Origin of the sequence: Acidovorax sp. Root275, assembly GCF_001428965.1 — a bacterium.
In the GTDB taxonomy this organism is placed as follows: Bacteria; Pseudomonadota; Gammaproteobacteria; order Burkholderiales; family Burkholderiaceae_C; genus Acidovorax; species Acidovorax radicis.
Map to the genome: position 1 here is coordinate 206,475 of NZ_LMJH01000010.1, position 15,932 is coordinate 222,406.

At 67.4% G+C, this 15,932-nt stretch carries 16 protein-coding genes; 2 read left to right on the top strand and 14 right to left on the bottom strand.

What is annotated here, in order from left to right:
* Positions 1-8 precede the first annotated feature (8 nt).
* The 6 genes from ASE52_RS20340 to ASE52_RS20365 form a co-directional block, all read right to left on the bottom strand.
* Positions 9-893, bottom strand: a complete 885-nt coding sequence (locus tag ASE52_RS20340) for a DUF429 domain-containing protein (RefSeq protein ID WP_057228804.1) — start codon at positions 891-893, stop codon at positions 9-11.
* On the bottom strand, positions 890-1,771 hold the full coding sequence (locus ASE52_RS20345) for a DMT family transporter (protein ID WP_057228806.1): 882 nt from the start codon (positions 1,769-1,771) through the stop codon (positions 890-892). Before ASE52_RS20345 ends, ASE52_RS20340 begins: the two co-directional genes overlap by 4 nt.
* 208 nt (positions 1,772-1,979) lie before the next feature.
* Positions 1,980-2,402 carry a BLUF domain-containing protein gene (locus ASE52_RS20350; RefSeq protein ID WP_010461918.1) on the bottom strand — a complete coding sequence of 141 codons (423 nt, stop codon included), beginning with the start codon at positions 2,400-2,402 and terminating at the stop codon, positions 1,980-1,982.
* A 3-nt stretch (positions 2,403-2,405) separates the two neighbouring features.
* Positions 2,406-3,134, bottom strand: a complete 729-nt coding sequence (gene folE / locus ASE52_RS20355) for a GTP cyclohydrolase I (RefSeq protein WP_057228809.1) — start codon at positions 3,132-3,134, stop codon at positions 2,406-2,408.
* Positions 3,135-3,372: 238 nt separating this feature from the next.
* Complete coding sequence (clsB, locus tag ASE52_RS20360; protein ID WP_057229635.1) at positions 3,373-4,611, bottom strand: cardiolipin synthase ClsB; 1,239 nt, start codon at positions 4,609-4,611, stop codon at positions 3,373-3,375.
* 142 nt (positions 4,612-4,753) lie between these two features.
* Entirely contained in the window at positions 4,754-5,491 is a 738-nt protein-coding gene (locus ASE52_RS20365) for an endonuclease/exonuclease/phosphatase family protein (RefSeq protein ID WP_010461924.1), read from the bottom strand.
* Between the two features lie 120 nt (positions 5,492-5,611).
* Between ASE52_RS20365 and ASE52_RS20370 the strand changes: the two genes are divergently transcribed.
* On the top strand, positions 5,612-7,363 hold the full coding sequence (locus ASE52_RS20370; protein ID WP_057228811.1) for a tetratricopeptide repeat-containing response regulator: 1,752 nt from the start codon (positions 5,612-5,614) through the stop codon (positions 7,361-7,363).
* A gap of 34 nt (positions 7,364-7,397) precedes the next feature.
* On the opposite strand, the gene ASE52_RS20375 is transcribed toward ASE52_RS20370, so the two are convergent.
* From ASE52_RS20375 to ASE52_RS20400, 6 genes are read right to left on the bottom strand one after another with little or no spacing between them, the layout of a single operon-like run.
* On the bottom strand, positions 7,398-8,246 hold the full coding sequence (locus tag ASE52_RS20375; RefSeq protein ID WP_057228813.1) for an aldolase/citrate lyase family protein: 849 nt from the start codon (positions 8,244-8,246) through the stop codon (positions 7,398-7,400).
* Between the two features lie 9 nt (positions 8,247-8,255).
* Positions 8,256-9,071, bottom strand: coding sequence for a 2-oxo-hept-4-ene-1,7-dioate hydratase (hpaH, locus tag ASE52_RS20380; RefSeq protein ID WP_057228815.1), 816 nt, complete (start codon positions 9,069-9,071; stop codon positions 8,256-8,258).
* Positions 9,072-9,081: 10 nt separating this feature from the next.
* A complete protein-coding gene (locus ASE52_RS20385) occupies positions 9,082-10,080 on the bottom strand; it encodes a Bug family tripartite tricarboxylate transporter substrate binding protein (RefSeq protein ID WP_057228817.1) in 999 nt (332 codons plus the stop codon).
* 26 nt (positions 10,081-10,106) lie between these two features.
* On the bottom strand, positions 10,107-11,051 hold the full coding sequence (locus tag ASE52_RS20390; protein ID WP_057228819.1) for a fumarylacetoacetate hydrolase family protein: 945 nt from the start codon (positions 11,049-11,051) through the stop codon (positions 10,107-10,109).
* Positions 11,048-11,947: an extradiol ring-cleavage dioxygenase gene (locus tag ASE52_RS20395; protein ID WP_057228821.1), complete on the bottom strand. Its 900-nt coding sequence runs from the start codon at positions 11,945-11,947 to the stop codon at positions 11,048-11,050. The genes ASE52_RS20390 and ASE52_RS20395 overlap by 4 nt, the downstream gene beginning before the upstream one ends.
* Before the next feature lie 25 nt (positions 11,948-11,972).
* Positions 11,973-13,448, bottom strand: a complete 1,476-nt coding sequence (locus ASE52_RS20400) for an aldehyde dehydrogenase (RefSeq protein WP_057228822.1) — start codon at positions 13,446-13,448, stop codon at positions 11,973-11,975.
* Between the two features lie 155 nt (positions 13,449-13,603).
* Between ASE52_RS20400 and ASE52_RS20405 the strand changes: the two genes are divergently transcribed.
* Positions 13,604-14,509 carry a LysR family transcriptional regulator gene (locus ASE52_RS20405; RefSeq protein ID WP_057228824.1) on the top strand — a complete coding sequence of 302 codons (906 nt, stop codon included), beginning with the start codon at positions 13,604-13,606 and terminating at the stop codon, positions 14,507-14,509.
* 30 nt (positions 14,510-14,539) lie between these two features.
* On the opposite strand, the gene nudB is transcribed toward ASE52_RS20405, so the two are convergent.
* Together nudB and ASE52_RS20415 are read right to left on the bottom strand one after the other, a co-directional pair.
* Positions 14,540-15,019, bottom strand: coding sequence for a dihydroneopterin triphosphate diphosphatase (gene nudB / locus ASE52_RS20410; RefSeq protein ID WP_057228826.1), 480 nt, complete (start codon positions 15,017-15,019; stop codon positions 14,540-14,542).
* Positions 15,016-15,849 carry a CsgG/HfaB family protein gene (locus ASE52_RS20415; RefSeq protein WP_198928155.1) on the bottom strand — a complete coding sequence of 278 codons (834 nt, stop codon included), beginning with the start codon at positions 15,847-15,849 and terminating at the stop codon, positions 15,016-15,018. Before ASE52_RS20415 ends, nudB begins: the two co-directional genes overlap by 4 nt.
* Between the last annotated feature and the right edge of the window lie 83 nt (positions 15,850-15,932).

Genomic DNA, 15,932 nt, shown 5'->3' on the forward strand with positions numbered 1-15,932 from the left:
CGGCCATGCTACGCACCGTGTGCCGGGCCGATGCCTTGAAAAGCGGGGGCATTGGCCGTCACGATCCAGCCCTCCAGCGGGTCCAGCCCCGGTGGCAGGCCATACAGCGCGTCGCCGCCCTCGGCATGGCGCCGCTCGGCCCAGGCAGCTTGCACCAGGCACAACACGGCATCCAGGCTGTCGCCGCTGGCGTCGTCCACGAGGGCATCGCGCTGGGCGTGGCTGAGCGCCAGGCGCAGGCCCAGCCGGGTCTGGCCGACCTCCAGCGCAGTGAGAAGGTCCTTGCGGGCGATAAGTCGCTCGGGGGTCTGCTTGGCACGGTCATCGCTCTTGTAGCTGCGCTGCTGCAGCACCTCACGCGCCAACAGACCGGGGTAGGCCTCCAGCCCCACGCGGCGGGGGTCGCCATCGTGCAGGCCCGGCACATGCACACCGGCGTCCAGCAGCAATGGCACACCCGCGTGCAGCATGTACGCCACGGGCGGGTTCACCCATTTCATCGAGGGGCTGGAGCCTGCGGGGCCGTCGGTGCCGCGGTGGGAAAATTTGCCACCCACCGGGCGGGCATCGCAGAACGCTGCGAACTGGTCGCGGATCTGCGCGCGGCTGAGGCTGCAGTAGTGTTGCATGCACGCCAGCCAGTCTGTGGGCCAACCCAACGCCTGCACCAGCTCGCGCGGCAGGCCAAAAGGCAGGTCAAAGCCGCCCACCCAGTCGCCGGGCTGAGACAGCCATCGGCCGAACGCGGCCAGGGTATCGAACCGCTCCAGCGCAGCGAGCTGCACGCGTGCGCCCCGGCGTTGGCCCAGCGCCAGCACGATGGGCTTGCGCCGCGTGGGGCTGCTGGAGAAGTCGCAGCCCAGCAGCAGGGTTTGTGGTGCGGCGGCCGTCATCCCAAGGCCAACGCCGTGACGCCTGCCGCAATGCACAGCGCACCAAAAATGCGCGCCATGCGGTCACCCTCGCCCAGCAGGTGCCCGCCGATGAGGGCGGCAAACAGCATGGACACCTCGCGCGCCGGGGCCACGTGCGACAGGGGTGCCTGCTGCATGGCATACAGCACCAGCACATAGGCCACGGGGCTGACCACCGCCACGGCCAGCGCAAAACGCCACTGCGCCAGCCACAGCGTGCGGGCCGTGGGCAGGTCGCGCAGCACCACCGGCGCCAGCAGGCCCACACGCACAAAGTTGCCCATGTAGTCCACCAGAATGGGCGACATCAGCAGAAACTTGACCGCATAGCCGTCGACCACCGTGTAGCTGGCAATGAAGGCCCCCGTGAGCAGGCCGTACAACATGCCTTTGTGCACCCGCGCCCGTGCGGCAGGGTCGTGCGCGGCGCGCAGCAGGCCCGGGCCGCCCGCAATCAGGAACACGCCCCCCACCACGCCCACGATGCCCAATGCACCCAGCGCCGAGATCTGCTCACCCAGCAGCGTGATGGCCACCAGCGACGACAACAGCGGCCCCGAGCCGCGCGCCAGCGGGTAGACCACGGTGAGGTCCGCCACACGGTAGCCGCGCAGCAGGATGACGAAGTACGCCACATGCAGCAGCCCGCTGGCGGCGACAAAACCCCACTCCACCGCGCCCCACTGCGGCACCGCGTCACGCCCCAGCCACCAGCCCAGCGGCGCCCAGACAACCATCATGATCACCGAGGTGAAGAACGCAAACCGCGAGTCCCCCCCGGCCTTCTTGGCCACGATGTTCCAGCACGCGTGGATGAGGCCGGCGAGGATGATGAGGGCGAAGGCGGTAAAGGTCACGGGCGGGGAAAAGAACGGCCTGAACAGAAAAGCCGCAGCGCCTTCTGGGCGGCTGCGGCTGCAAAACGTGATGGACGGCTGCGAAGAAAAGTGGGGCGATTTGCGTAGCGAGCCAGCCTAGTCTGGGTCGATGCGCGCAGCCGTACTCTCGTACGGCGAGCACAGCAGGCCCGGAATCGGCTGGCGCAGTAGCAAAGCGCCCCGCTTTTCAGGCCCGGCCGATGATGGAGGCCGTGGCCATCAACTCTTCCAGCAACGCAAACGACACCTTGCCCGAGACCGCATACGGGTCCAGCTCGGGCTTTTCGGAATACTTGAGCAGGATCGAATGGTTGATCTTGGACAGGTTGACCTGCCCCATCGTCCAGCCGCCAAAGCGGCGCTCGGCGATTTCCTCGTAGTGCAGCAGTTCCACGTTCTTGTGGCGCGGATCCTTCTGGATGTGGCCATACAGGTCGCTCACGGCGGAGCGGCCACCCTCGATGGCTTGCAGGAAGACCCCGCCGCCGTAACAAAGCACGCCCGTGATGCCGCAGCCCGGGTTGTGCTGGCGCGACTGGGTCAGGATGGCCTCAATGGCGGCGGGCGAGGTATCGACAGCGCGGCTGGCGTAAAGCAGGCGTACCAACATGGGTTAGTTCCTTCCCGGGATGAGTGACAAAAATTCGCGACGCAGGGCACTGTCCTTGAGGAACACGCCGCGCATCACGGAGTTGATCATCTTGCTGTCCATCTCGCGGACACCGCGCCAGGACATGCAGAAGTGGCTGGCTTCCATCACGATCGCCAGGCCGTCGGGCTGGGTCTTTTCCATGATCAGATCGGCCAGCTGCACCACGGCTTCTTCCTGGATCTGCGGGCGGCCCATCACCCAGTCGACCAGGCGCGCGTACTTGGACAGGCCGATCACGTTGGTGTGTTCGTTGGGCATCACGCCGATCCAGATCTTGCCGATGACCGGGCAGAAATGGTGGCTGCAGGCACTGCGCACGGTGATGGGGCCGACGATCATCAGCTCGTTGAGGTGCTCGGCGTTGGGGAATTCCGTGATGGCCGGCTGCGCCACGTAGCGGCCCTTGAACACCTCGTTGAGGTACATCTTGGCCACGCGGCGTGCGGTGTTGTTGGTGTTGTGGTCGCCCTCGGTGTTGATCACCATGCTGTCGAGCACACCCTGCATCTTGACCTCGACCTCATCGAGCAGCTTCTCCAGCTCACCGGGCTCGATGAACTCTGCAATGTTGTCGTTGGCATGAAAGCGCTTGCGGGCAGCGGCAAGGCGCTCGCGAATCTTCACGGAGACGGGCGTGCCTTCATCATCCGGCGGGGTGGGCGTCATATCGGCGGCGGGTTGGCTGGACATGGCCAGAATCGTAACAGCGAATGCCAGGGCATGGATTCCAAGGGTTTTAGGCCCCTAGCGCTTGTTGGACAAGCGCAAATAGCTACCAAAATAATAGCAAACAATCCTGCAGGATTCCGTCGTCCCTGGCGCGAATCAGCCCCCGGGGCGCAGGCAAGCGGCGCACCCTCAGCAAGTGCCGCCGTGGAACCGGCTTCGCCCGGTGGCGTCCCCTGCGGGCTGCGGGTCAGAGGGGTCTTCAATACCGGTTTCCAGTGACCCACAGCGCCAGCCGCATGAGGCCGAAGGCGATGCGATCCAGGACGCGCTGGCGCAGGGGGCGGTTCGCGTAACGCGCCGGGTCCATGCGCCGGCCAGCGTGTTGCATGGCGTGCACCAGGCGCTGGCGCAGGTCGGTGGCAAAGGCGGCGTCTTCCACCACCACGTTGGCCTCGCGCGCCAGCAGCAGGCTCAGGGGATCCAGGTTGGACGAGCCCACGGTGGCCCAGGGGTTTTCGCCCAGCGCGTCGATGACCGCCACCTTGGCGTGCAGGAAGCTGGGCGCGTATTCGTGGATCTCCACTCCGGCCTCCAGCAGCGCGCCATACACCGGCCGCGCCGCGTGGTACTGCATGAAGTACTCGTAGCGCCCCTGCAGCAGCAAGCGCACGCGCACGCCCCGGCGCGCGGCCATCACCAACGCGCGGCGCAGCTTGCCGCCGGGCATGAAGTAGGCGTTGGCGATGATGACTTCGTGCCGTGCCGCGCCGATGGCCCGGCGGTAGGCTTTCTCGATGCGGCTGCGGTTGCGCACGTTGTCGCGCAGCACCAGCGCGGCCCGCATGGGCGGGCCTGCCTCCGCAGTCTGCACGGCATGCCGGGCCGCGCTGGCGGCGCGCAGGGCCTGCAGGGCTTCGGGCAGGCGGCGTTGGCGCACGTCGCGCACTGCCTGCATGCGCCACCACAGCTGGTCCATGGTTTCGCTGGCCGGCGCGACCAGGCTGCCGGTGGCCTGCACGGCAAAGTCAAAGCGCGGCGCATCCAGCGTGCCGTAGTTGGGGTCGTGAAAGTCGTCCAGTACATTGATGCCGCCGCAAAACAGCATGCATCCATCCACCACGCACAGCTTGCGGTGCAGCCGGCGCCACCGGTGGGGCAACAGCAGGCCCAACGGCCCCAAGGGGGAATACACGCGGTACTCCACCCCCGAGGCCTGCAAGCGTTCTGCCCAGCTGTGCGGCAATGTGCCCGTGCCCACCCCATCCACCACCAACTGGGTGCGCACGCCGCGCTCGGCGGCCCGCATCAGCGCCTCGGCCACCGCCGCGCCGGCACCGGTGAAATCAAAAATGTAGGTTTCAAACTGGATGTCCGACAGCGCCGCATCCATGGCCTCGATCAGGGCGGGAAACAGCTCCTCGGCCCCTTGCAGCAAGCGCACCCGGTGGTCGTCCGAAAACTCAGCCCTGTGAGCCCGGAACAACGACTTCTTGCTCATCGCGCCCATCCACCATGCAGCGCACCGCCAGCGAATGTGGAAACGGGCGCGCCCAAGGCCAGTGCCACCGTGGAACTGGCTTTGCCAGGCCACGGGTGGCGTCCCCCCACGGGGGAAGGCGCGAAGCGACTCAGGGGGGCGTTCAAAGCCTGAACTCCGCAATCAGCGGCAAATGGTCCGACATGCGCCACCAGATGCGGCCGCGCGGCACGTGCAGCGACAAGGGCGTGAGGCCACGCACATACACATGGTCCAACTGGGCAAGCGGCAGCCGCGCGGGATACGTGAAGGCGCGGGGCGCATCAAACTCATGCAGCGCAAAACCGGCCAGCATGCGCTTGATCTGCAAACCCCAGTCGTTGAAATCGCCGGCCACCACCAGGGGCGCGCCGGGCGGCACCTCGCGTTCGATGAAGCGCTGCAGGCGCTCGATCTGGCGGATGCGGCTGCCCGGGATCAGCCCCAGGTGCACCACGATCACATGGATGCGGCGGCCATGGGCGTCCACCTCCACATGCAGCAGCCCGCGCTGCTCGAAGCGGTGGTCCGAGATGTCCTCGTGCTGGTGGCCGATCACGGGCCAGCGCGACAGCAGGGCATTGCCGTGCTCGCCATGTTTGGTGATGGCATTGGTGCGGTACACGGCCTCATAGCCCTCGGGGGCCAGGAACTCGGCCTGGGGCAGCTCGGGCCAGCGCTGAAAATACGCCTGTTCCCGCCGGTGAAGCTTGCGCACTTCCTGCAGGCAGACGATGTCGGCGTCGAGTTGCTCTACCGCCAGCCCCAGGTTGTGGATCTCCAGCCTGCGCGCCGGGCCGATGCCTTGTACGCCTTTGTGGATGTTGTAGGTGGCCACCCGCAGAATGTCGTCGTGTTGCATAGTCTGATTGTGTCGCAAGCCGCACTGGCTGCGGGTTTGTACGACGCTGCCAGGGGCACCAGCGCCTTACACTGGGTTACATCCACTCCCCCGCTCCAGCGGGACCGGTACACACCCTGAATGGCTACCGAGACCGTTCCATCTGCCGCCCCTGCGGTGCTGGCGCTCATTGTCGACAGCAACGCCACCTCACGCAGCATCCTCGTGGGCCAGCTGCGCGAGTACGGCGTGACCCGCATCGTGCAATGCAGCCGTGTGCAGGACGCACGCAACCGGCTGGAGCACACCGTGTTCGACTATGTGTTGTGCGAACAATACTTTGGCGAAGGCGGCTACTCAGGCCAGACCTTGCTGGACGACCTGCGGCGCGCACAGCTCCTGCCGTTTTCCACCGTGTTTTTCATGGTCACGTCCGAGGCTTCGTATGCCGCCGTGGCCGAAGCCGCCGAATCCGCACTCGATGGCTACCTGCTCAAGCCGTTCACGCCCAGCGCGCTGTTCGAGCGCCTGAGCCTGGCACGCCTGCGCAAGATCCATCTGCGCCCAATTTTTGACGCCATCGAGGCCGAAGATTTCGAGCGGGCTGCCCGCCTGTGCGTGGCCCGCTTCGAGTCGCGCCAACCCTATTGGCTGTACGCCGCGCGCATTGGCTCCGAGTTGCTGCTGCGCCTGGGCCGCCACGACGAGGCCCGCACGCTGTTCGAGGCCGTGATCGCTGCCCGCGCCCTGCCCTGGGCCAAACTGGGCGTGGCGCGCGCGCAGATCGAATCGGGCCAGGCGGCACGCGCCGTGACCACCTTGCAGGAGCTGATTGGCGAAGATGCCTCGTTTGCCGATGCCTACGACGTGCTGGGCCGGGCACAGGTGGAGCTGGGCAATTTCTCGCAGGCCATCGAAACCTACCGCACGGCCAGCGGCCTGACGCCGGATTCGGTGGTGCGCCTGCAGAAGCTGGGAATGATGTCGTACTACATGGGCGACCGCGAAACCGCCACCAAGGTGCTGGCACGGGCCGCCATCCTGGGCATCGACTCCAAGCTGTTTGACTTCCAGTCGCTGGTGCTGCTCACGTTCTCGTACTTTGCCGAGAACGATCGCAAGGGCATCGAGCGCTGCATGGCCGACTTTGGCCGCATTCTGGAGCGGCACCAGGGTAGCGCCCGCGTGCAGCGCTTTGCCGAGGTGGCGCGCACGCTGCAGCTCATCCAGCAGCGGCAGTTCTCGCAGGCGGTGGAGTCGGTGCGCAGCATGGCACGCGAGATCACGTCCAGCAGCTTTGATTTCGAGGCCGCGTGCAACCTGGGCAGCCTGCTGGCGGTGCTGGCCGTCACGTCGATCGATCTGTCGGACAGCGAGGGTTGGGTGCGTGCGCTCGGCATGCGCTATGCCAACACGCGCGGCCTGACCGAACTGCTGGCCAATGCCTGCAACCTGCACACGCCCTACGGCGATCTGGTGCGCGAGTGCCTGCTCCACATCAACAAAACCGCCGAGGCCGCGATGGCGCAAAGCCTGCATGGAGACCCGGCAGGCGCAGTCCATCATCTGCTGGCCCAGGCCGAGAAAACACTCAATTCCAAATTGGTGGACATGTCCCAGCAGGTGCTGCTGCGCCACCGGGCACGCATGGCGTCGCCGGAACCGCTGCAGGAAGCCATCGACGCCTTGCGCGCCCGCGTGGGCAGCACCCCGGTGCGCGCCATCCTGGGGCAAGACAGCGAACGGAGGCCCGGCGGCGTGGTCATCCGTTCACGCAACGCGGCCGAGACGGGCCCCGCCACCAGGGCGTTGAGCGATGACGACCCCAGTGAGACTGACAGCTCGGAGCCTGACGATCCGCTGGACAGGCTCAGGCTGCGGCCATTGGGATAGGCACTCCGCCTTCATCGCCTGCCCACTGCCGCTTTCAGTACACGGCTGGCGGCGATGGTGCGGCAACGGAAGGACCCAGGCACACCGGCCTGCCATAGCGCGCCGCCAGGTCGCGCGTGGCGGCCACCAGCACGCTCGTGTCCACCCCTACGGCCACGAAGACGGCGCCCAGCTCCAGGTAACGACGTGCGAGCTTTTCATCGGCCATCAGGATGCCGGGCGCCTTGCCTGCGGCCAGCACGCGGCGTATCCCGCTCTCAATGGCCGCCTGTACCTCCGGGTGCCCGGGGTTGCCCACATGGCCCATGCTGGCCGACAGGTCGGCCGGGCCGAAGAAGACGCCGTCCACGCCCGGCGTGCGGGCGATCGCATCCAGGTTCTCGATGGCGAGGCCGCTTTCGGCCTGCGCCAGCAGGCACACCTGGGCATTGGCCTCCTTCAGGTAGCCGGGGTAGCGCATCCACTGCGAAGCGCGCGCCAGCCCCGCGCCCAGGCCGCGGATGCCGCCTTGCCCGTCGTCCTGCGGGTAGCGCATGGCACGCACCAGCTGCGCGGCCTGCTCGGGCGTATCCACCATGGGCACCAACAGGGTCTGCGCGCCGATGTCCAGGTACTGCTTGATCAGTGCCGTGTCGCCCACGGGCACCCGGGCCACTGGGTGCGGGCCCGCACCCAACATGGCGCGCGCGCTGGCCACGCCCTGCAACTGCTCCAGCACGCGCGGCACGTCGTTGGGCGCATGCTCGCCGTCGATCAGCAGCCAGTCGAAGCCGGCGCCCGCCACGAGTTCGGCCGCATAGCCGCTGGCCAGGCCAAACCACAGGCCGATCTGTGGCGTGCGCGCTGCCAGCGCCTGCTTGAAGGTGTTCACCGGTGTCTGCACAGCTCCCCCTCAGACGAAGCGGAACGCGATGTTGCCCAGCGGCCCGTAATCCGCATGGAAGGTGTCGCCCGCGGCGGCCGCCACGGGCCGCGTGAACGAGCCGCCCAGCACCACCTCGCCCGCCTTCAGCCCCTCGCCATAGGGCGCGAGCTTGTTGGCCAGCCAGGCCACCCCCGTGGCCGGGTGGTTGAGCACGGCCGCGGCCAGGCCCGACTCCTCGATCACCCCGTTCTTGTAGAGCAGCGCGCCGCACCAGCGCAGGTCCACCGCATCGGGCCGCACGGGGCGCCCGCCGGTGACGATGCCGGCGTTGGCCGCGTTGTCCGAGATGGTGTCGAACACCTTGCGCATCACGCCGGTGTGGCGGTCGTGCTGCTCGATGCGCGCGTCGATGATCTCGATGGCGGGCACCACGTACTCGGTGGCGGCCAGCACGTCGAAGATGTTCACCGGGGGGCGCCCCGGCTCGCCGCGCAGCGGCTTGTTGAGCACGAAGGCCAGCTCCACCTCCACGCGCGGCAGGATGAAGCGCTGCACGGGGATGTCGCCGCCCTCGGCAAAGAACATGTCGTCCAGCAGGGTGCCAAAGTCCGGCTCGGTGATCTGGCTGGCAACCTGCATGGCGCGCGAGGTCAGGCCGATCTTGTGGCCGCGCACCGTGCGCCCCTCGGCGATCTTCATCGCCACCCAGGCGCGCGAGATGGCATAGCCGTCCTGCACCGTCATGCCGGGGTGGCGCTTGGAGAAATGCTCCACCTGCACGCGGGTCTTCTCGGCCTGGTGCAACTCCCGGGCCAACTGCTGGATCAGTGCGTCGTCAAGCATCTGTGCGTCCTCAGGATTCCGCCGTGAAACCGATGGCCTTCACGATGGGCCCCCATTTGTCGCCATCGGCCTTGAGCAGCGCCGCCAGCTCGGCCGGCGTGGACGAGCGCGCCTCCAGCCCCATCGCGGCCAGCCCGGCGATCACGTCCTTGTCCGCCAGCGCGGTGCGGATGGCGGCATTGGCCTTTTGCACCACATCGGCCGATGCCTTGCCCGGCAGGAAAAAGCCGAACCATTCGTTGTAGGCCATGTCCTTGTAGCCCTGCTCGATCAGCGTGCTGACACCCGGCATGAACTTGTTGCGCGTGGCGCCCGAGGTGGCCAGCACGCGGATCTTGCCGCCCTGAAGGTGCGGCAAAAATTCACCTACCGGCGCCGAGACGGCCGCGATCTGCCCGCCCAGCAGGTCCAGGATGGCCGGCTGCGAGCCGCGAAAGCCCACGTGGCGCATGTCCACCTTGCCCGCGCGGCTGATGAGTTCGCCCACGAAGTGCGGCACCGAGCCCGGTGCGGGCGAGCCGAAGTTCGCGCCCGTGGGGTTGGCCTTGCACCACTCCAGGAACTCGGGCACGGTCTTCACCGAGGCCGGCACCTGCGGGCCCACGGCAAAGCCCATGTCGAACACCACGCCCAGCGAGACGGGCGTCACGTCGGCCACCGGGTCGTAGGGCAGCTTCTTGTAGGTGTGGGGGTAGATGCCCAGCATGGACATGGGCGTGGCCAGCAGCGTGGCGCCGTCCGCCGGGGCGGCCTTGAGCGTGGTGATGGCGATCTGCCCGCCCGCGCCGGTCTTGTTCTCCACCACGGCCGACTTGGCATAGCCGCCCGTGATCTGGGTGGCCACGCGGCGCGCCAGGGTGTCCACGGTGCCGCCGGCGGCAAAGCCGGCCAGGATCTTCACGGTGTCGATGGCCTGGGCCTGGGCCATGAAGGGCAGCGTGCCTGCGGCGCCGGCCAGGGCCAGTTGCAGGATGTCGCGGCGGGAAGGGGTGGGCGAGGATTTCGTCATGCGTTGTCTCCGGGTCTCGTTGTGGGTTATTTCTTGGCCGCCTGCCGGTAATTGGCCTTGAGGTGCTCGGGCACGCGCTCGTCGAAGCCGCAGGCCACGCGCCGCACCTCGGGGCTGTCGGTGGGCTGGTGGCCCACGCCCAGGGCCGAGGCCCGCGGTGCGTCGATGGCGACCACGGTGCCGGCCAGGCGTCCCAGGCCGGTGATCTCGCACTCCACCAGGTCACCCCGGTCCACCGAGCGCGAATGGCAGGGGGTGCCCATCAGGATCACGTCGCCCGGCACCAGGGTGATGTGGCGTGCGATGTCGGCCACCACGTAGTGCGGGCCCCAGATGGTCTCGTCGCCGATGTGCGCCTCCTGCACCACCAGGCCGTTGCGGTAGGTGCGCAGCGTCTGTTCGAACAGGTTCACGCCGCGCACGATGCCCGGGCCGATGGGCAGCAGCGTATCCGCGCCCTTCACGCGCAGCATGCTGCCCTGGTCGGTGTCGCGGTAGTTTTGCAGGCCCATGTCGAGCGCCGGGCAAAAGCCTTCGATGTAGTCCCACGCCTCGTCGGGCAGCACGTTGCGGCAGGTCTTGCCGATGACCACGGCGTATTCGCCCTCGTAGTTCAGGTACAGGCTGTCGGCGGGCTTGTGGATCTCGCAGCCATGGCCGTTGACCGAGGTCGGTGGCTTGGTGAAATAGGTCGGTGTCTCGGTCGGTTTGGGCTGGTTGCGCGTCTCGAAGCTGCGCGAGCTGTACGAGATGTGCACCGCGATGACCTTGCTGGGCGAGACCGGCGGCAGGTGCTGCACCGTGGCCGGGTCCACCACGCGGCCATCGTCCAGGCGAAGTTGCCCCTGCTGCGCGCCCTCTTCCACGAGGGTACCCCAGCAGGCGCTGCCGCCCACCAGCACGCGGCGGCGCTCCACGCGCGGGCCCCGCATCACGGCGGGCAGTTCGGTGATCGGGAATTCGAAGTTCATGCCGCCACCTCCAGCCTCCGGGCCGCTTCTTCGCCATCGAACCACATGTGCACATTGCCCGTGCCGCGGGCGTTCTCGTAGGCCGACAAGGCCACGCCGCGGGCGCGGCAGTCGGCCCCGCCCATGGCGCCCAGCATCTGCAGGTAGTGCGCGCCGAAGGCCTCCCAGGGCATCTTGCGGTACTCGTCCTGCCAGCGGTCGAGCACCACGTCGTGCCGGCCCTGCTCCATCAGCGCGATGGCGCCCTTGTCGCTCATGATGTTCTCGGGGCGCGAGACATTGCTCTCGTGGAAGATACGCGGGTGGGTCGGCTTCCAGTCGATGGGGTTGAACTTGTGGCTCAGCGCGCCCGATGCCAGCAGCAGCACGCGCAGGCCGCTGCGGCGCACGGCCTCGGCAATCGCTTCACCCGATTTCAGGAAGTGGCGCCAGTCGCAGTTCTGGCACGAGCTCACGGTGACCACCGGCGTGTCGCTGCGCTCCAGGCGCAGGTGCTTGACCAGGTTGATGGTGGCGTACTGCTTGCCCAGATCGGGGTGGTTGATGACACGGTTGTAGCCCTTGTGCTCGCGCGACACGGCCTCGATTTCGAGCGCCAGGTCGGGGTGGCCCCGGTAGTCGTAGGGCACGCCGTGCAGGTACCAGGGCATCTCGTCCGAGATGTAGGTGCCCTGGTAGCGCGCGGCACCGTCCACCAGGTGGTAGCCGGTGGTGAACCAGTGCGAGTCGAAAATGATGACCACGTCGGGCCGAGCCTCGGCGATGCGCTCGCGCAGGCGCGCGTAGCCGGGGATCAGGTCCGAGTCGGCCCCCGCGCCCTGCAACACGCGGAACTCCTCGCACTGCATCAGGCCGGGGTGGTGCGAGACGATGGCGGCGCCAACGATGCTTCCCATGGTGTGTGTCTCCTCTGGATGTGTCTTAGCGGTGGCTGAAACTCGCGCGGAACGGCTTTTTGGGGACGACGACATCCTTGACGTCGCAGAAGAACTCGAAGCTCCAGTCCCCGCCCTCGCGGCCCACGCCGCTGCGCTTGATGCCGCCAAACGGCGCGGCCAGGTCGCGGATGCCAAAGCTGTTGACCCAGATGAAGCCCGTGCGCACCTGCTGCGCCACGGCGCTGGCGTGTTCCGCTTGGCCGTAGCAGACGCCACCCAGGCCGTAGTCGGTGCCGTTGGCCAGGGCAATGGCCTCCTCGTCGCTGTCGAAGGTTTGCAGCGTGAGCACCGGGCCGAAGACCTCGTTTTGCACGATCTCGCTGTCCTGGCGCACATCGGTGAGCAGCGTGGGCTGGTAGTACTGCGCACCGAAAAGGTGGTGCGCCCCGCCCCAGAGCAGCGTGGCGCCATCGGCCACGGCGCGCTGCACAAAACCGTGCACGCGCTCAACCTGGCGCGGGTGGATGATGGGCCCGACCTCGGTGGCCGCCTCGCGCGGGTCGCCCACGGTGAGCTTTTCGACATAGCCGCGCAGGGCAGCCACGAAGGCATCGTGCACCTTGCGGTGCACCAGGAAACGCGTGCCCGCCAGGCACACCTGGCCGGCGTTGCGGTACATCAGCGCGCCGGTGGCGGCAGCGTTGTCGATGTCGGCGTCTTCCAGCACGATGAAGGCCGACTTGCCGCCCAGCTCTAGGCTGCAGGGCACGAGGTTGGCGCCGGCCGACTGCGCGATCCACTTGGCCGTGGGCACCGAGCCGGTGAACGAGACACGCGCCAGGCGCGGGTCGCTGACCAAGCGCGCACCGGTGCTGGCACCCGCCCCCTGCACGATGTTGAACACCCCGGGTGGCAGGCCGGCCGCGTGCGCGCAATCGGCCAGCAGGCTGCTGGTCAGCGGCGCCCATTCCGGCGGCTTGACGATGACACAGTTGCCTGCGGCCAGCGCCGGGCCAAGCTTCCAGGTGGCCAGCATCAGCGGCGCGTTCCAGGGCGTGATGATGGCCACCACGCCGGCCGGGTCGTGGCGCACGAGGTGGGTCGCCTGCTCGGTCTCGATGGGCAGGTCCTGAAGGGTCAGCGCATGCTCGGCGAACCAGGTGATGTTGAGCATGGCGCGCGGCACCACGCCGTGCTTCATGCGCGAGAGCAGCACGCCCGCATCGTTGGATTCGAGCGTGCAGAAGGCCTCGGCACGCTGGCCGATCTCGGCGGCAAAGCGGTCGAGGTAGGGCTTGCGCTCGGCCGCCGTGAGCGCGCTCCACGCCGGGAAGGCACGCGTCGCCGCAGTGACGGCTGCGTCCACATGGGCCGGCGAGCCCTCGCTGATGCGGCCCAGCAGCGCCTGGTCGATGGGCGAGTGCAGGTCGAAGCGCAGGTCCGAGGCCACGCGCTGGCCGTCGATGTAGTGGTGGGGCGATACGGCAATGCCGGCGACGTTCAGGGTGTCGGTGCTCAAGGGGGTTCTCCAATCAGACAACAGGGCGAGGCAGCCTTGCCCGTTCCGTCGCGAAGTATCTGCAGCGCTTTCCTTGACCACAATCAATGCTTTCTTCCGGATTGTGAAGATGGTCTAATGAATGGAACCACCCCAGCGACCCCACCGCGCCAGCCATGTCTCTGCCCCACTTCACGCCACGCCAACTCGAAGCCTTTGTCACCGTGGCCGAACTGCGCAGCTTCGCGGCCACCGCAGACCGTGTGGCACTCACCCCCTCGGCGGTAAGCCAGCTCGTGAGTGAGCTGGAAGACGCGCTCGGCTTCAAGCTGTTCGAGCGCAGCACACGCCGGGTGGACATCACCAGCGCCGGACGGGAGTTTCTCGCTTCGGCTGAGTCCGTGCTCAAGCACCTGCGCATGGCGCAGATGGCCGCCAGCGATGTGCGCAACCGCGCAGCGGGCATCGTGCGGATTGCCGCACCGCTGGTCGTGGCCAGCGTGATCCTGCCCAAGGCCATCAAGGCCTATGTGCAAAAACGACCCAAGGTGCGCATCCATATCCGCGACGTACCCGTGGAAAAACTCGTCGATGCGGTCGCCAGCGGCGACGCCGATTTGGCCCTGGGCCCGGATCGCGCTTGTGGTGACGATGTCACGCGCATCCAGCTGTTCGAGAGCCCCTGGGTGCTGTGGTGCGCACCCACCCATCCCCTGGCCCACAAGCGCAGCGTGACCTGGGACCAGCTGCACGCCTACCCGCTGGTGGCCGCCGGCCGGGACCACGAACGCAGCGTGGCGCAGATGCACACCGGCCTGCCCAGCGGGCAGCGGGTGACGCCGGTGGAGATCGTGGACAACATCTCCACCGCCATGGGCCTGGCTGCCGCCGATGTGGCTGCGACGCTGGCGCCCGACTATGTGGGCGCACTGGCCAAGCCACTGGGACTGGTGCGCCGCCGCATCTTGTCACCGGAGGTGATGCGCTACGTGTGCCTTTACAGCCCCGCGCGGCGCGCCACCTCGCCAGCGGCAGAGGGCTTTTCAGACCACCTGATCCAGACCCTCGCCAAAAGCAAATGAGCGAAGGCTCCAGGTGGCGCTCGGTTCGCGCTACTTCGCCTGTTGCGTAGTGAACCGTGGAAGAAGCAGGCAGGCCTCGGCATTGGAGGCCGAGAAACAGCGCTCGGCCGCACGCTGCCAAGGCAGCCATTCGAAATCATCGTGTTCGCGCGGACTCAGCACCACGGGCGTGCCTGCAGGCACACACAAGCCAAACACCCGCTCGCGGTTGCGCACAACCCCCGGTGCATAACGGTGCAGCCATTGCGGCCAGATGTCGTAGACATTCTCCAGCGCCCAGTCGGTCAGCACGCAGCCGGTAGCCTGCGCGTCAATGCCGGTTTCCTCAGCCACTTCGCGGCGCGCGGTTTCCTCAAAAGCTTCATCCAGTCGATCCTTGCTGCCGGTGACGGACTGCCAATGCCCGTCCCCGCCTGTGCGGCGGATCAGCAGCACCTCCAGGGCCGGAGTGTGGATGACCACCAGCACCGACTCCGGAAGCTTGTAGGGCCGCTGCTGGGCTGCCGTCATGGCGCCGCGCTACCCGCCCCCTTGGAACGCGGGGCAGCCGTGGTGGTGGCAGGAACCGGCGGTGGCAACTCCTTGGCCTGCAGTGCCCTGACCTGCGCCACCAGCTGGTTGTGCGCATCCAGAAACGCTGCGGCGATGACCTTGCCTTCGTTGGTATTGCTCCACCCGGCCCCCGCGGCGCCCCCCAGCTTGCCGAACACAAGCCCACCCACGCCCAGGTCGGTGGTGCGCGCCGCCCCAGTGGCTGCCGCAACCTGCTCAGTCGTTTCGTTGTCGGACAGCAGCAAGGCCGTCTGCGCTTCCTTGAACTTGACCTGCTCCACCAGCCCCGCCAGACCGGCAACGTCTCGCAGTACCGGGATCATGGCGATCACCCCGGCCAGGCCGCGCCCGGCATCTTGCTCACTGAAAGTGAGGCTGGGTGTCAGCGTGTACTGCGCCTCATAGCCCTTGCCCTTGGACACGGTGGAGTTCTTGCGCAGCACGCCAGATTCCTTCAGGTCTTGTTCCTGAATGGTTCCGCGCAGCCCGGCCGAACGGTCCACCACCCGAAAACACCCACTTTGCTGGGCCAGCAGCTTGACCAGGGGCACCGGCGACGCCGGCAACTGGTAGCCCGAGCCCATGGTGTAGCCATTGGGATTCTCGGCCAGCGCCAGCGTGGCCACCGGGGCCTCGCAGCGCAGCAGTTCGCGCGCTGCGTTGTGTGCGCCTGCCGGTCCCGCCGAGCCCGTCACCACGGAGCCGCCCTGGCCCAGTTCGGTTTTTTTCTCGCCGCAACCCGCGAGGGCCAGCAGCACCACACCCATCAGCAAGACAGGGGTTTTCATTGAAAGCATGGAGAGTTTCCTTTCAGCGCTTGCACCCTGGAGTCCAGAGCTCGCCAAGAAAAAAGCGGCGCGGGCCGCCAGAC

What these genes read in the sequence shown, in the direction of transcription:
- ASE52_RS20405 (WP_057228824.1), top strand. Translation starts at nt 13,604, where the DNA reads ATGTCTCTGCCCCACTTCACGCCACGCCAACTCGAAGCCTTTGTCACC.
- clsB (WP_057229635.1), bottom strand. Translation starts at nt 4,611, where the DNA reads ATGAGCAAGAAGTCGTTGTTCCGGGCTCACAGGGCTGAGTTTTCGGAC.
- ASE52_RS20390 (WP_057228819.1), bottom strand. Translation starts at nt 11,051, where the DNA reads ATGAACTTCGAATTCCCGATCACCGAACTGCCCGCCGTGATGCGGGGC.
- ASE52_RS20350 (WP_010461918.1), bottom strand. Translation starts at nt 2,402, where the DNA reads ATGTTGGTACGCCTGCTTTACGCCAGCCGCGCTGTCGATACCTCGCCC.
- nudB (WP_057228826.1), bottom strand. Translation starts at nt 15,019, where the DNA reads ATGACGGCAGCCCAGCAGCGGCCCTACAAGCTTCCGGAGTCGGTGCTG.
- folE (WP_057228809.1), bottom strand. Translation starts at nt 3,134, where the DNA reads ATGTCCAGCCAACCCGCCGCCGATATGACGCCCACCCCGCCGGATGAT.
- ASE52_RS20395 (WP_057228821.1), bottom strand. Translation starts at nt 11,947, where the DNA reads ATGGGAAGCATCGTTGGCGCCGCCATCGTCTCGCACCACCCCGGCCTG.
- ASE52_RS20370 (WP_057228811.1), top strand. Translation starts at nt 5,612, where the DNA reads ATGGCTACCGAGACCGTTCCATCTGCCGCCCCTGCGGTGCTGGCGCTC.
- ASE52_RS20365 (WP_010461924.1), bottom strand. Translation starts at nt 5,491, where the DNA reads ATGCAACACGACGACATTCTGCGGGTGGCCACCTACAACATCCACAAA.
- hpaH (WP_057228815.1), bottom strand. Translation starts at nt 9,071, where the DNA reads ATGCTTGACGACGCACTGATCCAGCAGTTGGCCCGGGAGTTGCACCAG.
- ASE52_RS20385 (WP_057228817.1), bottom strand. Translation starts at nt 10,080, where the DNA reads ATGACGAAATCCTCGCCCACCCCTTCCCGCCGCGACATCCTGCAACTG.
- ASE52_RS20340 (WP_057228804.1), bottom strand. Translation starts at nt 893, where the DNA reads ATGACGGCCGCCGCACCACAAACCCTGCTGCTGGGCTGCGACTTCTCC.
- ASE52_RS20415 (WP_198928155.1), bottom strand. Translation starts at nt 15,849, where the DNA reads ATGAAAACCCCTGTCTTGCTGATGGGTGTGGTGCTGCTGGCCCTCGCG.